Source organism: Serratia sp. G204Y (assembly GCF_051172435.1).
Classification (GTDB): Bacteria; Pseudomonadota; Gammaproteobacteria; order Enterobacterales; family Enterobacteriaceae; genus Serratia; species Serratia sarumanii.
The window spans coordinates 2710132-2723430 of the sequence record NZ_JBPIZA010000001.1; the positions used below are offsets into that span (position 1 = coordinate 2710132).

Below are 13299 nucleotides of genomic sequence, written 5' to 3' on the forward strand. Positions count from 1 at the left end.
AGGGCCGCGCACCTCGCGCGGCGTTTAAAGGGGGCGGATACTCTCTTCATCCAGATCCGCGTCGAAGAACCGGCACAGCGTCTGAATATGGGTATCCGCAACGATGGACTGGCGCGCCTGCGCCAGCTTTTCTTCATAGATGGCTTGTCGCCATTCCAGCGGGGTGCGCTCCGCCGGATTATCGTCCTCTATCACGGTCAGCTCGATCGGGCTGCCGTACAGCTCGCCGAGCGCTTCGGCCAGCGTCTTCTGCGCCGAAGGCGAATTCAGATGACGCTGCGAAGACCGCAGATGGAGGCAAATCTTGCCCGCTTCCGGCTGCTGCTTGAAGGCGTTCAACGCCAGCTGCTGCACCAGTTTCGGGATCTTCAGCCTGTCGATTTCCGCCGCCCAGGCGTCGCGCTCCAGCGACTCCACCACCAGCTTGGCGGCCAGCTCCGGCGTTTTCTCGTGCTCCAACGCCGTGCGCAACGCTTTCGGCGTCGCCAGCGGTTCCGGTGCCGCTTCCGGCTCGGTCTGCGCGCGCCAGCGATAGGCTTCCGGCTTGGCCGGTTTTTCCGGCACCTTCTTCTCCGCCAGACGCTGCTGGCTACGCTCGGTCACGGAAGCCAAACGCCCCAGCGCCGAGTTTGCCGGCCGCGCTATTCCTGGCGCCGCCGGCTCATTCTTTTTTGGTGTGGATGCTCCCTGCTGCCGCTGCAGCTGGGACCGCGCTTTCAACAGCTGGGCGGTGGCATCCGGTAATGGGGTCGATGATTGCCGCGACGGCGCGGCCGGCTGCCCTAGCGGCGGCGGCGCGTCCTGAAACTGCGGCGGCTGTTGCGATGCGGCGGCCTGCGGCTGCGCCATCGGCGCCGGCGCGGTCTGCACCAACGCCACCGGCTCCGGGATCACCGCTTTCGGGTGAAACGCCAGCGCGCGCAGCAGGGTCATCTCAACCCCCATGCGGCGATCCGGCGCATAGGCCAGCTCTTTGCGGCCGACCAACAGCGTCTGGTAGTAAAGTTGCACATCGGCCGGCGGCAGGGTGCGCGCCAGCTCGCGCAGCCGTTGTTCCACGGCGGCGTACTGATTGTCGAGCATCGAAGGCAGCAGCTGTACCATCGCAATGCGGTGCAGCAGCGCCAGCGTCTCCACCAGCAGGTTTTCCCAGTCCACGCCGCGCGAAGCGGCCTGTGCGACCTGAGCCATCACCTTTTCGCCGTCGGCGCTGACCAGCGCTTCGAGGATCGCCAGCGGCTGTTCGTCATCGAGCGTGCCGAGCATCTGGCTGACGGTGGCGGCGGTCACCTGCCCCTGCCCCATGGCGATCGCCTGATCGGTCAGGCTCAGCGCATCGCGCATGCTGCCGTCGGCGGCGCGCGCCAGCAGCTGCAGCGCGCGGGCGTCGCTGGTGATCTGCTCCGCCGTCAGCACCGTTTCCAGCTGCTGGCGGATCTGATCGACGTCCAGCGCCTTGAGGTGGAATTGCAGACAGCGCGAGAGAATGGTCACCGGCAGCTTTTGCGGATCGGTGGTGGCCAACAGGAATTTGACGTGCGGCGGCGGCTCTTCCAGCGTCTTGAGCAACGCGTTGAAGCTGTGGCGCGAGAGCATGTGCACTTCATCGATCAGGTAGACCTTGAAGCGGCCGCGCGCCGGCGCGTACTGAACGTTGTCCAGCAGATCGCGGGTATCTTCAACCTTGGTTCGGGAAGCGGCGTCGATCTCGATCAGATCGACGAAGCGCCCCTGCTCGATCTCGCGGCAGTTGTCGCATTGGCCGCACGGCGTGGCGGTGATGCCGGTTTCACAGTTCAGGCCTTTGGCCAGCAGGCGCGCGATGGTGGTTTTCCCCACGCCGCGCGTGCCCGAGAACAGATAGGCGTGATGGATCCGCCCCAGCGAGAGGCCGTTGGCCAGCGCGGTCAGGACATGTTCCTGGCCGACCACGTCTGCGAACGTTTGAGGGCGCCACTTACGGGCGAGAACCTGATAGCTCATTAATACCGGAGAAGTCGAGGAATCTGGAGGGTCATGCTAACACAGCCCCGCGGCGATCCGCGAGGCCGTTGTGCCCAAGGGGCGATGCCGCATCAATGGCCGGCGAAGTCCACCAGGCAGTAGCAGTCGATGCCCAGCTTGTTCAGACGCGCTTCCCCGCCCAGATCCGGCAGGTTGATGATGAATGCGGCGTCGTTCACTTCACCGCCCAGGCGGCGGATCAGTTTGGTGGTCGCTTCGATGGTGCCGCCGGTCGCCAGCAGATCGTCCACCACCAGCACTTTGTCACCCGCGGTGATGGCGTCGGTGTGGATCTCCAGCTTGTCGGTGCCGTACTCCAGCTCATAGCTTTCGCTGAGCGTGGCGCGCGGCAGTTTGCCCGGTTTGCGCACCGGCACGAAACCGACGCCCAACGCCAGCGCGACGGGCGCGCCGAACAGGAAACCACGCGCTTCGGTACCCACCACCTTGGTCACGCCCGCTTCGCGATAGCGCTCAACCAGCAGCTCGATGCTGGCGGCGTAGGCCAACGGGTTTTCCAGCAGGCTGGTCACGTCGCGGAACAGGATGCCCGGCTTCGGATAATCCGGGATGGTTTTGATACTGTCTTTAATAAACTGAAGCTGCTGCGCAGTAGCGGTCATAATTGTTGCCTGATAAAACTGCCTGAAAACCGGCGCGCCGCTCACCCGCCGCCGCCGGGTGAAACACACCGGAGATGAAATGGCAGGCGATCCGCGCACGAAAACGCCCAAATCTATGCAAACTGGCGGACAAATGCAACTCTCCCCTGCATCTTTCAACCCGCAGCGTTGTTGACTGCACGCATTCACCCCGGTCACTTACCTAAGTAAGCTCCCGGGGATGCCTGCGTTTGTCGCCTGGCTGCGGCTTGAAAGCTATTGGGGAGTTTAAGGGACAATCAGCGCTGTTTTTGTTGCGGCAGGTCAATAACCGGCAGGCGCAGCATAAAGGTCAGCAAAATGGCCAGCATCAGCAGCAACAGCCCGCGCACCCACCAGATTTTCACCAGCCACAGCGAACAGGCGAAGGTGAGCACGATCACCAGCACCGCCTTCCACTTCGCTCCCGGCGGCAGCGCGCGATGCTGTTGCCAGTGGCGCAGGTAGGGGCCGAACCAGGAGCGGTGCAGCAGCCAGTGATGAAAGCGCGGCGAAGAGCGGGCGAAACACCAGGCGGCCAACAGCAGAAACGGCGTGGTCGGCAACAGCGGCAGCACCACGCCCAACGTCGCCAGCACCACCGCCAGCCAGCCCAAAATGATCAATAACCCACGCGTCATGCGGCTCTTCGCTCCTCAATCGGTTGCCGCCTACTGTAGCATCGGCGCCGCGCCGGCGGAATATGCGTGCGGCGCTTGTTTCACGGCAGGATCGCGGGCAAGCTTACGCCTGTTGAAATCAAGAGGGAGCTTATGTGAGCACTCAGCGTCTATTACAGGTGTTGGCACAGCAGATCGCGGCGCTGGCGGCCGAAGTGACCCCGCGCGGCGACGTTCCGATCCCGCAGGCGCGCTTCGACGCCGCCCTGTTCGCCAACCGCGGTACGCGGCTGCGCGACTACCTGGCCGAGGTGGAGAAGAATTTCGCCCAGCTGCAAAGCGCCGCCAACGACAGCCGCACCAGCCAGGTGGCCTTTCTGGCCGAAAAACTGGTGGCTCAGATCGCCGCCCTGCAGCGCGAGCTGGCCACCCAGGCGCTGCGGCGCAAGAACCAGCCGAAAGAAGCCCCTGAGGCCGATCTGTACCACAAGCTGGCCGAGCATCAGGACTACGAACGCCGGCTGATCGCCATGATTCAGGATCGGGAAAGCCTGCTTGGCCGTCAGACCACGCTGGCGGCGCAGCAAAAGCTGCAGCACGAGCTGGCGGCGCTGGAGGGGCGCCTGATGCGCTGCCGCCAGGCGCTGGCGCGCATCGAGCGCAATATCGAGCGCAAAGAAAACGGTTTTTGAAGATTTATCACAATATTTTAATGATTATTCCCGGTTGCGCGCCGGGTTCACTATACTCTGCCGGTACGCGAGTTATTCATTCCATTAATTAAGCGCAGGTGCTATGTCTCTGGAAAACGCCTCACCCGAACTGCAGCTGGCGGTAGACTTGATTTACCTGCTGGAATGCAACGAGATCGATCCGGCCACCGCGCTGGCGGCGCTGGATATCGTCAAACGGGATTATCAGGAAAAACTGCAGCGCGCCGGCGTCACCTCTCCCTATCTGCCTGCCGGACAGTAATCAGGGACAGCGCCGCTGTCCCTTTCGTCTTTCAACGCTCATCAGCCCGCCGTCTGGCCGCCTTCGTCCGGCGAGCTGAGCGCGCAAATAATAAGGAAAAAAAAGCGTGTCGCGGCGGCGATGCGCCGACAAACGTGAGCGGCGCCAGAGCCAGAGAAGGCAGAATCAATCAGCGCTGAATGATTTAGCTTCGGATCGGTTAAGAAGCCTGAAGAGTGTCACGGCCGCCGGCGGGCAACGAACAACAAAAGCGTTGCAGCTGATGGCCCGTTGCAGCGGAATCAGAAAGTCAGCACTTTTTCCGCCGCCAGCGTCCACTGCGCCAGCTCGACCAACGTACCGATCGCCACGCCGTCCGCCAGCGGCAAGCGGCTGACGCCGCGCGCGTCGGCACAGGTCTTGCACAGCTTGACCGGCACCTGCTGCGCGGTGAGGATCTCCAGCATCTGCTGCAGGTGGTATCCCTCGTGCGGCTGCTGCCCGGCCAGCCCGGCCACCACCGCATCGGACATCAGAAACAGCCGCAGGTCGAGACTGCTCTGCTGCTCTTTCATGGCGATGGCCAACCGCAGCGCATTGAACAAGGATTCATGGCCATAGGCGGCGCCATTGGCGATGAGAACGATGGATGACATGAAATCTCTCCTTATAAAGGAAGGCGGTCGGCGTCAGACGTCGCCGCGTCGGGTTTGAGGCGCAAGGTGGGGCAAAACTGCAGCATTTCCAAAAACGCGTCCACCAGCGCTTCGGCTTCGGCCCGCAGATCGAAACTTTCCGGCATAAACAGCCAGTTTTCCATCAGGCCGGTGATATAACCGCGCAGGATGATCGCCGCGCGGCGGGTATGTAAATCGGCGGGTAATTGCCCGTGGTGAATGCAGTTATACAGCACCGCTTCAATGCGTTCGTAGCCGGCGAGGTACAGCACCTTGCGCGAATCCAGCAGCGGCATCATTTCACCGACAAACTCGCATTTGTGGAATATAATTTCCATCAACGCCCGCCTACGGCCGTCTTCAACCGTAGACGTCAGAATGTAAATCAGAATTTCTCGGATAACCCGCAGTGGATTATCGGGAAACTTTGCCTGATACTCTGTTTCGAGCTGGTCAATTTTCGGCTCGGTAGATTCCCAAACTTCATTAAACAGGTCTACCTTATTCTTGAAGTGCCAGTAAATGGCTCCACGCGTAACCCCGGCAGCGGTGGCAATATCTGTCAGTGACGTTGCAGCAACGCCACGTTCAGAGAACTCTCTCACCGCAGCATCAAGGATTTGCTGTCGGGTTTCTTGCGCCTGCTGTTTGGTTTTTCGTGCCATGGCATTGTTATTTAGGGGGAGTGTGATTTACATACATTCGCGAATGTATGTACCATAGCACGCACATATAATTAACGCAGCAATGGGTTTTAAAGCTTGTGATCCATTGATCATTTTGAAATCGGACACTTGAGGTTTTTCTATGAACAAAAACAGAGGGTTAACGCCTCTGGCGGCCGTTCTGATGCTTTCAGGCAGCTTAGTGCTAACAGGATGTAACGATAAAGAAACCCAACAGCAAGGCGCCCAACAACAGGCGCCTGAAGTGGGCGTAGTCACCTTGAAGGCCGAGCCTCTCAACATCACTACCGATCTTCCTGGCCGCACCGCTGCGTATCGTATCGCCGAAGTTCGCCCTCAGGTCAGCGGCATCATCCTGAAGCGCAACTTCGTTGAAGGCAGCGATATCAAGGCCGGGACGTCTCTGTACCAAATCGATCCCGCCACCTATCAAGCCAGCTACGACAGCGCGAAAGGCGATTTGGCCAAAGCACAGGCCAGCGCTTCCATCGCACGCGTGACGGTAAACCGCTACAAGCCATTGCTGGGTACCAGCTACATCAGCAAGCAGGACTACGACAACGCCGTCTCCACCCTGCAGCAGGCGGATGCCGCCGTGGTGGCCGCCAAGGCCGCCGTGGAAACCGCGCGCATCAACCTGGCGTATACCAAGGTGACCTCCCCGATCTCCGGCCGCATCGGCAAGTCCGCCGTGACCGAAGGCGCGCTGGTCAGCAACGGCCAGGCGACCGCCCTGTCCACCGTGCAGCAGCTGGATCCGATGTATGTCGACGTCACCCAGTCGAGCACCGACTTCCTGCGCCTGAAGCAAGAGTTGGCCAGCGGCGCGCTGAAGCAGGAAAACGGCAAGGCTAAAGTGAAACTGCTGCTGGAAAACGGCACCGAATACGCACAGGAAGGCACGCTGGAATTCTCCGACGTCACCGTCGACGAGACCACCGGCTCCATCACCATTCGCGCCCTGTTCCCTAACCCGAACGATACGCTGCTGCCGGGCATGTTCGTACGCGCCCGTCTGGACGAAGGCGTGCGCAGCGATGCGCTGCTGGTGCCTCAGCAAGGCGTAACCCGCAACCCGCGCGGCGAAGCGACGGCGTTGGTGGTAGGGGCAGACGACAAAGTTGAGCTGCGCACGCTGAAAGCGGACCAGGCGATTGGCGACAAATGGCTGGTTACCGATGGCCTGAAAGCCGGCGATCGCGTGATCGTCTCCGGCCTGATGAAAGTGCATCCGGGCGCGCAGGTAAAAGTGCAGGAAGTTGACACTCAGGCGCAAAAACAGCCGCAGTCTGAAGCGCAGAAGTCATAAAAAGGAGCCTGTAATACATGGCTAAGTTCTTTATAGACCGCCCAATTTTCGCCTGGGTAATCGCCATCATCGTCATGTTGGCGGGGGTGCTTGCAATAATGAAACTGCCTATTGCGCAGTATCCCACTATTGCACCGCCGGCGGTGAGTATTTCCGCCAACTACCCGGGCGCAGATGCCAAAACGGTGCAGGATACCGTCACGCAGATTATCGAACAGAACATGAACGGTATCGATAACCTGATGTACATGTCCTCCACCAGTGATTCCTCTGGTAGCGTCACCATTACCCTGACGTTTGAATCCGGCACCGATCCTGACATCGCGCAGGTTCAGGTCCAGAACAAACTGTCGTTGGCCACCCCGTTGCTGCCGCAAGAAGTTCAGCAACAGGGCCTGAAAGTAGAAAAATCCAGCAGCAGCTTCCTGATGGTGGCCGGCTTCGTTTCCGACGATCCGAACATGACTCAGGACGATATTGCGGACTACGTGGCGTCCAACATCAAGGATCCGATCAGCCGTTCGTCCGGCGTGGGTGAAGTGCAGCTGTTCGGTGCCCAGTACGCGATGCGTATCTGGCTGGATCCGAACAAGCTGAACAACTACCAGCTGACGACCACGGACGTGACCTCCGCCATCACCGAGCAGAACAACCAGATCGCCGCTGGCCAGCTGGGCGGCCTGCCGCCGGTGCCGGGGCAGCAGTTGAACGCCTCGATCATCGCGCAGACCCGTCTGACTTCGCCGGAAGAGTTCGGCAAGATCCTGCTGAAGGTGAATACCGACGGTTCCCAGGTACGCCTGCGCGACGTCGCTCACATCGAGCGCGGCGCGGAAAGCTATGCCGTTACCGCTCGCTATAACGGTAAGCCTGCCGCCGGTCTGGGTATCAAACTGGCAACCGGCGCCAACGCCTTGAACACCGCCAAAGGTGTGAAAGACGAGCTGGCCAAGATGACGCCATTCTTCCCGCAAGGGATGAAAGTGGTTTATCCGTACGACACCACCCCGTTCGTTAAGATCTCCATCAACGAAGTGGTGAAAACGCTGATCGAAGCCATCATCCTGGTATTCCTGGTGATGTATCTGTTCCTGCAGAACTTCCGCGCGACGCTGATCCCAACCATCGCGGTGCCGGTGGTGCTGCTGGGAACCTTTGCGATACTCGCGGCGTTCGGCTTCTCGATAAACACCCTGACGATGTTCGGCATGGTGTTGGCGATCGGCCTGCTGGTGGATGACGCCATCGTGGTGGTGGAAAACGTTGAGCGCGTCATGGCCGAAGAGGGGCTGCCGCCGAAAGAAGCCACCCGTAAATCGATGGGCCAGATTCAGGGCGCGCTGGTGGGTATCGCCATGGTGCTGTCGGCGGTATTCGTACCGATGGCGTTCTTCGGCGGTTCAACCGGCGCCATCTATCGCCAGTTCTCGATCACCATCGTGTCCGCGATGGCGCTGTCGGTGCTGGTGGCCTTGATCCTGACGCCGGCGCTGTGCGCCACCATGCTCAAACCGATCCCGAAAGGCGATCACGGGGTTAAAACAGGCTTCTTCGGCTGGTTTAACCGCATGTTCGAGAAAAGCACCCATCACTATACCGACAGCGTGGGCAACATCCTGCGCAGCACCGGTCGCTATCTGATCATCTACCTGCTGATCGTGGTTGGCATGGGCCTGCTGTTCCTGCGCCTGCCTTCCTCGTTCCTGCCGGACGAAGATCAGGGCATCCTGTTGACCATGGTGCAGCTGCCTGCCGGCGCCACCGAGTCCCGCACCAACAAAGTGCTGGAAGAAGTCTCCGACTACTTCCTGAACAAGGAAAAGGACAACGTGGTTTCGGTATTTACCGTCGCGGGCTTCGGCTTCAACGGTAACGGCCAGAACAACGGCCTGGCATTCGTCAGCCTGAAAGACTGGGGCGAGCGTCCAGGGAGCGAGAACAAGGTCGAAGCGATCGCGGGTCGCGCCATGGGCGCATTCTCGCAGATTAAAGAAGGCCTGGTATTCCCGTTCAACCTGCCGGCGATCATCGAACTCGGTACCGCAACCGGCTTCGACTTCGAGCTGATTGACCAGGGCGGCCTGGGGCACGAGAAACTGACCGAAGCGCGTAACCAGCTGTTGGGCATGGTTGCTCAACATCCGGACGTGCTGGTGGGCGTGCGCCCGAACGGCCTGGAAGATACGCCGCAGTTCAAACTGATCGTCGATCAGGAGAAAGCCAAGGCGCTGGGCGTCAGCATCACCACCATCAACAGCACGCTGAGCACCGCGCTGGGCGGCTCGTACGTCAACGACTTCATCGACCGCGGTCGTGTGAAGAAGGTATACGTACAGGCCGACGCGCCGTTCCGTATGCTGCCGGAAGACATCAACAAGTGGTACGTGCGCGGCACGAGCGGCCAGATGGTGCCATTCTCCGCCTTCTCTTCGGCGAAATGGGAATACGGCTCACCGCGCCTGGAACGCTATAACGGCTTGCCGTCGATGGAAATTCTGGGCCAGGCCGCACCGGGCAAGAGTACCGGTGAAGCGATGAACCTGATGGAACAGTTGGCGTCCAAACTGCCAAGCGGCATCGGTTACGACTGGACAGGCATGTCCTATCAGGAACGTCTGTCGGGCAACCAGGCGCCGGCGCTGTACGCCATCTCGATTCTGGTGGTGTTCCTGTGTCTGGCGGCGCTGTATGAAAGCTGGTCCGTGCCGTTCTCGGTCATGCTGGTATTGCCGCTGGGGGTTATCGGTGCGTTGCTGGCCGCGACGATGCGCGGTATGAACAACGACGTGTACTTCCAGGTGGGGCTGCTGACCACCATCGGTCTATCGGCGAAGAACGCCATCCTGATCGTGGAATTCGCCAAGGATCTGATGGAGAAAGAAGGCAAAGGCCTGATCGAAGCGACGTTGGAAGCGGTGCGTATGCGTCTGCGTCCAATCCTGATGACGTCTCTGGCCTTCATCCTCGGGGTTCTGCCGCTGGTTATCAGCAGCGGTGCGGGCTCCGGCGCACAGAACGCGGTAGGTACCGGCGTAATGGGCGGGATGATCACCGCCACCGTCTTGGCGATCTTCTTCGTGCCGGTGTTCTTCGTGGTGGTTCGCCGCCGCTTCAGCAAGAAGAACGAAGACCTGGAACACAGCCATCCGGTAGAGCACCACTGATCGCTCAGTGATATGAGCTCCACCCGATAGTCGAAAAGGCCGCACATGCGGCCTTTTTCTTTTGCTTCAGTTGCTTAATGCAAACCGTTCTCATTAATTCACTCGTGGGCGCAATTTACGCTTGATCGCGACGCCGGGTCGGCGCATAATTATTGTTATAGTATAACATCACACGAGAGAGCCATTATGAAACCCGGCATCCATCCCGATTACCGCACCGTGGTCTTCCACGACGTCAGCGCCAACGCCTACTTTAAAGTGGGATCGACCATCAAAACCGATCGCACCATCGAGCTGGACGGCGAAAGCTGGCCGTATGTCACCCTCGACGTCTCTTCCGCTTCGCATCCGTACTACACCGGCAAGCAGAAAGACTATTCCAAAGAAGGCAGCACGGCGCGCTTCCAGCAGCGCTTTGGCCGCTTTATCGGCAATAAGTAACAAGGAAATCCCATGCAGGTATTGAGTTCATTGCGTTCGGCGAAAAATCGCCACCCGGATTGCAAAGTCGTGCGTCGTCGTGGCCGCATCTATGTGATCTGTAAAAGCAATCCGCGATTCAAAGCGGTACAGGGACGTAAGAAAAAGCGTTAACTCCCCAGTGTCATCTGTCGCAAAGCCCCGTTGCTGCTCAACGGGGCTTTTTTTATGGCGAGAAAGTGCCTGCAAGCTGTCCCCCGCCTGCCGGCGGGGGCAGAGGTTACTTCATGCTGCTCAGCAGCGCATCGACATTGTGCTTGAACGCCTGTTCATAGGTGGCCGCCGGGCCGCCCGTACGGGAGAGCGCTTCAGGGTACAGCTCGCCGCCCGCCTTGGCGCCGGTGGCGGCGGCAATCTGTTTCACCAACCGCGGATCGGTCTGATTCTCGATAAAGTAAGCGTTGACCTTTTCCTGTTTGATTTGCTTGATCAGGCCGGCCACGTCGCTGGCGCTGGCTTCGGCCTCGGTGGAAAATCCGACCGGGGCAAGGAAGGTGACGCCATACTCTTGCCCAAAGTAACCAAAAGCATCATGGCTGGTCAGCACTTTACGTTTCTGTGGCGGCACTGCGGCGAACTGGGTTTTGGCCCACAGGTCCAGCTTTTGCAGTTGCTGAATGTATTCGGCCCCGCGCTGGCGAAAATAGTTGGCATCCTCGGGATCGGCGGCAATCAGGGCGTTCATCACGTTGGTGGCGTACTGCACGCCGTTTTTCATGCTGTTCCAGGCGTGAGGATCGGTAATCGCTTTGCCGTCCTCCTCCATCTGGCGGGTGCTGATGCCCTGTGAAGCGGTGATCACCTGCCCTTTATAACCCGAAGCGCTGACCAGGCGATCGATCCACCCTTCCAGCCCCAGTCCGCTGACGAATACCACATCAGCCTGAGCCAACTTTTTGCCGTCCTGCGGCGAAGGCTCGAAACTGTGCGGATCGCCATCCGGCCCCACCAGCGTGCTGACCTTGACGTGATCGCCCCCCACCTGTTTGACGATATCGCCCAGAATGGAAAAGCTGGCGACGGCGTCGACGGTCTTCGCCATCGCCAATGGGCTGGCCAGCAGCGCAGCGACCGCCAGCGATATAGGTAAACGTTTCATACTTTCTCCTTGCAAATGGCACTTCTCAACGGCGCGCGAAGGCGTAAATGCCTCCACGCGTTCCAAACAGGATCGAGACGAAAAAGATGACGCTGGCGCTGAGCACGATCGCCGGGCCGGCGGGCAGCGAAGCGTAATAGGACCACACCAACCCAATCAGGCTGGAAAGCGCGCCGATGCCCATCGCCGTCGCCAGCGTCTGCGGCAGATTGCGCGCCCAGAAGCGCGCGCTGGCGGCGGGCAGCATCATCAGCCCCACCGACATCAGAGTGCCGAGGATCTGGAATCCCGCCACCAGATTGACCACCACCAGCGCCAGAAACAGGCCGTGGATCAGCGCCAACCGGCGCGGCGCGTTGACGCGCAGGAACGTGACGTCGAAGGACTCGATCACCAATGCACGGTACAGCGCCGCCAGCGCCAGCAGCGAAACCGAGGCGATCGCTCCGACCATCAGCATCGCCTGCGCATCCACCGCCAGGATCGAACCGAACAGCACGTGCAGCAGATCCACGCTGGAACCGCGCAGCGAGACCAGCGTGACCCCCAGCGCCAGTGAGCCCAGATAGAACCCGGCGAAGCTGGCGTCCTCTTTCAGCGGCGTGCGGCGGCTCACCAGGCCGGACAGCATCGCCACCGCCAGCCCGGCGATAAAGCCGCCCACCCCCATCGCCACCAGCGACATGCCGGAGATCAGATAGCCGATCGCCGCGCCCGGCAACACTGCGTGGGACAAGGCATCCCCCACCAGGCTCATGCGGCGCAGTAGCAAAAACACGCCCAGCGGGGCGGCGCTGAGCGACAACGCCAGGCACGCCATGAGCGCGCGGCGCATAAAACCGAAAGAGAGGAAAGGATCGATAAGCCCATGCCACAGCATCATGGCGCCACCGCCCGCAGATCCGGCTGCCGTTCGGCGGCGTGATACCTCGGCACCTGTTCCAATACCCGCTCGGCCGCGCCCCAGTGGCAAGCCTGCGGCGTCAGCAACAGCACCTGTGGAAAATGCTCGGCGACCATCGACATATCGTGCAGCACGGCGATCACCGTTTTCCCCTGCCGGTGCAGTTGCGCGATCGCCTGCAGCAGGATCTGCGTGGTGGCGCTGTCGATGCCGGTAAAAGGTTCATCCAGCAAAATCAGCGGCGCCGGTTGAACCAGCAGGCGCGCAAACAGCACCCGCTGCAGCTGGCCGCCGGACAGTTCGCCCACCGGGCTGCGCGCCAGCGCGCTCATGCCAACGTTCGCCAGCGCCTCATTGACCTGGCTTGCCGCGCGCCTGTTCATACCGCCGAACATGCCGCTTTGCGGCCAACAGCCCATCGCCACCAGATCGCTTACCGCGATCGGGAATTGCCGATCCAACTCGGCCTGCTGCGGTAGATAAGCCCTGCGCGGTGGCTTGCCGCCGCTAAAACTCAGAGTGCCGCCCAGCGGCGGCAACAATCCGGCGAGCGTTTTCAGCAACGTCGATTTCCCGGCCCCGTTGACGCCCACCACCGCGGTTAACGAACCGGCGCTGAACTGCCCGCTCAGCGGCGGGAAAAGCGGCGTGACGCCATAGCCTATCGCCAGTTGGCGCAAGGAGATCATGGCAGCGATACCGCCCAGAAGATGCCGAGCCACAGCAGGGCCAGCAGCGCAACGGCCCCCGCACAGCGCGCG

The 13299-nt window shown here is 60.6% G+C and carries 14 protein-coding genes and 1 other annotated feature; of the genes, 6 read left to right on the top strand and 8 right to left on the bottom strand.

Annotated features, from left to right (window positions below; all coding sequences use genetic code 11):
* Nucleotides 1–24: 24 nt before the first annotated feature.
* From dnaX to ACSBQQ_RS13340, 3 genes are all read right to left on the bottom strand, one after another.
* The gene (gene dnaX, locus ACSBQQ_RS13330) at nt 25–1983 is read right to left on the bottom strand and encodes a DNA polymerase III subunit gamma/tau (RefSeq protein WP_047568984.1); all 1959 of its coding nucleotides are present in this window, start codon (nt 1981–1983) and stop codon (nt 25–27) included.
* Nucleotides 628–692 (bottom strand) — a sequence feature (DnaX frameshifting element). It overlaps the preceding gene by 65 nt.
* Before the next feature lie 92 nt (nt 1984–2075).
* Entirely contained in the window at nt 2076–2627 is a 552-nt protein-coding gene (gene apt, locus ACSBQQ_RS13335) for an adenine phosphoribosyltransferase (protein ID WP_015376864.1), read from the bottom strand.
* Between the two features lie 278 nt (nt 2628–2905).
* A complete protein-coding gene (locus tag ACSBQQ_RS13340) occupies nt 2906–3286 on the bottom strand; it encodes a DUF454 family protein (RefSeq protein ID WP_004940275.1) in 381 nt (126 codons plus the stop codon).
* Nucleotides 3287–3420: 134 nt separating this feature from the next.
* Here ACSBQQ_RS13340 and priC point away from each other — a divergent pair, with 134 nt between their 5' ends.
* Both priC and rsmS read left to right on the top strand, forming a co-directional pair.
* Nucleotides 3421–3957: a primosomal replication protein PriC gene (gene priC, locus ACSBQQ_RS13345; protein WP_033653242.1), complete on the top strand. Its 537-nt coding sequence runs from the start codon at nt 3421–3423 to the stop codon at nt 3955–3957.
* A 103-nt stretch (nt 3958–4060) separates the two neighbouring features.
* A complete protein-coding gene (rsmS, locus tag ACSBQQ_RS13350) occupies nt 4061–4240 on the top strand; it encodes a pleiotropic regulatory protein RsmS (protein WP_016928837.1) in 180 nt (59 codons plus the stop codon).
* 281 nt (nt 4241–4521) lie between these two features.
* Here the strand turns inward: rsmS and ACSBQQ_RS13355 are convergent, their stop codons facing one another.
* Complete coding sequence (locus ACSBQQ_RS13355) at nt 4522–4875, bottom strand: DsrE/DsrF/TusD sulfur relay family protein (protein WP_033647269.1); 354 nt, start codon at nt 4873–4875, stop codon at nt 4522–4524.
* 11 nt (nt 4876–4886) lie between these two features.
* Nucleotides 4887–5561, bottom strand: a complete 675-nt coding sequence (acrR, locus tag ACSBQQ_RS13360; protein ID WP_033637348.1) for a multidrug efflux transporter transcriptional repressor AcrR — start codon at nt 5559–5561, stop codon at nt 4887–4889.
* Nucleotides 5562–5703: 142 nt separating this feature from the next.
* Here acrR and sdeX point away from each other — a divergent pair, with 142 nt between their 5' ends.
* The 4 genes from sdeX to ykgO all read left to right on the top strand — a co-directional run bounded on the left by sdeX (nt 5704) and on the right by ykgO (nt 10649).
* Nucleotides 5704–6891, top strand: coding sequence for a multidrug efflux RND transporter periplasmic adaptor subunit SdeX (sdeX, locus tag ACSBQQ_RS13365; RefSeq protein WP_033637347.1), 1188 nt, complete (start codon nt 5704–5706; stop codon nt 6889–6891).
* A gap of 17 nt (nt 6892–6908) precedes the next feature.
* A complete protein-coding gene (gene sdeY / locus ACSBQQ_RS13370) occupies nt 6909–10055 on the top strand; it encodes a multidrug efflux RND transporter permease subunit SdeY (RefSeq protein ID WP_033637346.1) in 3147 nt (1048 codons plus the stop codon).
* A gap of 186 nt (nt 10056–10241) precedes the next feature.
* A complete protein-coding gene (locus ACSBQQ_RS13375; protein ID WP_004940303.1) occupies nt 10242–10496 on the top strand; it encodes a type B 50S ribosomal protein L31 in 255 nt (84 codons plus the stop codon).
* 12 nt (nt 10497–10508) lie between these two features.
* A complete protein-coding gene (ykgO, locus tag ACSBQQ_RS13380; RefSeq protein ID WP_004940304.1) occupies nt 10509–10649 on the top strand; it encodes a type B 50S ribosomal protein L36 in 141 nt (46 codons plus the stop codon).
* A gap of 106 nt (nt 10650–10755) precedes the next feature.
* On the opposite strand, the gene ACSBQQ_RS13385 is transcribed toward ykgO, so the two are convergent.
* Genes ACSBQQ_RS13385 through ACSBQQ_RS13395 form a run of 3 tightly spaced genes read right to left on the bottom strand, consistent with a single transcriptional unit; the run spans nt 10756 to nt 13227 of the window.
* Nucleotides 10756–11634: a metal ABC transporter substrate-binding protein gene (locus tag ACSBQQ_RS13385; RefSeq protein ID WP_041033680.1), complete on the bottom strand. Its 879-nt coding sequence runs from the start codon at nt 11632–11634 to the stop codon at nt 10756–10758.
* A gap of 25 nt (nt 11635–11659) precedes the next feature.
* Nucleotides 11660–12517 (bottom strand): metal ABC transporter permease, encoded by an 858-nt coding sequence (locus ACSBQQ_RS13390; RefSeq protein ID WP_033637343.1) that lies wholly within the window; start codon nt 12515–12517, stop codon nt 11660–11662.
* Entirely contained in the window at nt 12514–13227 is a 714-nt protein-coding gene (locus tag ACSBQQ_RS13395; protein WP_060429135.1) for a metal ABC transporter ATP-binding protein, read from the bottom strand. Before ACSBQQ_RS13395 ends, ACSBQQ_RS13390 begins: the two co-directional genes overlap by 4 nt.
* Nucleotides 13228–13299: the final 72 nt, after the last annotated feature.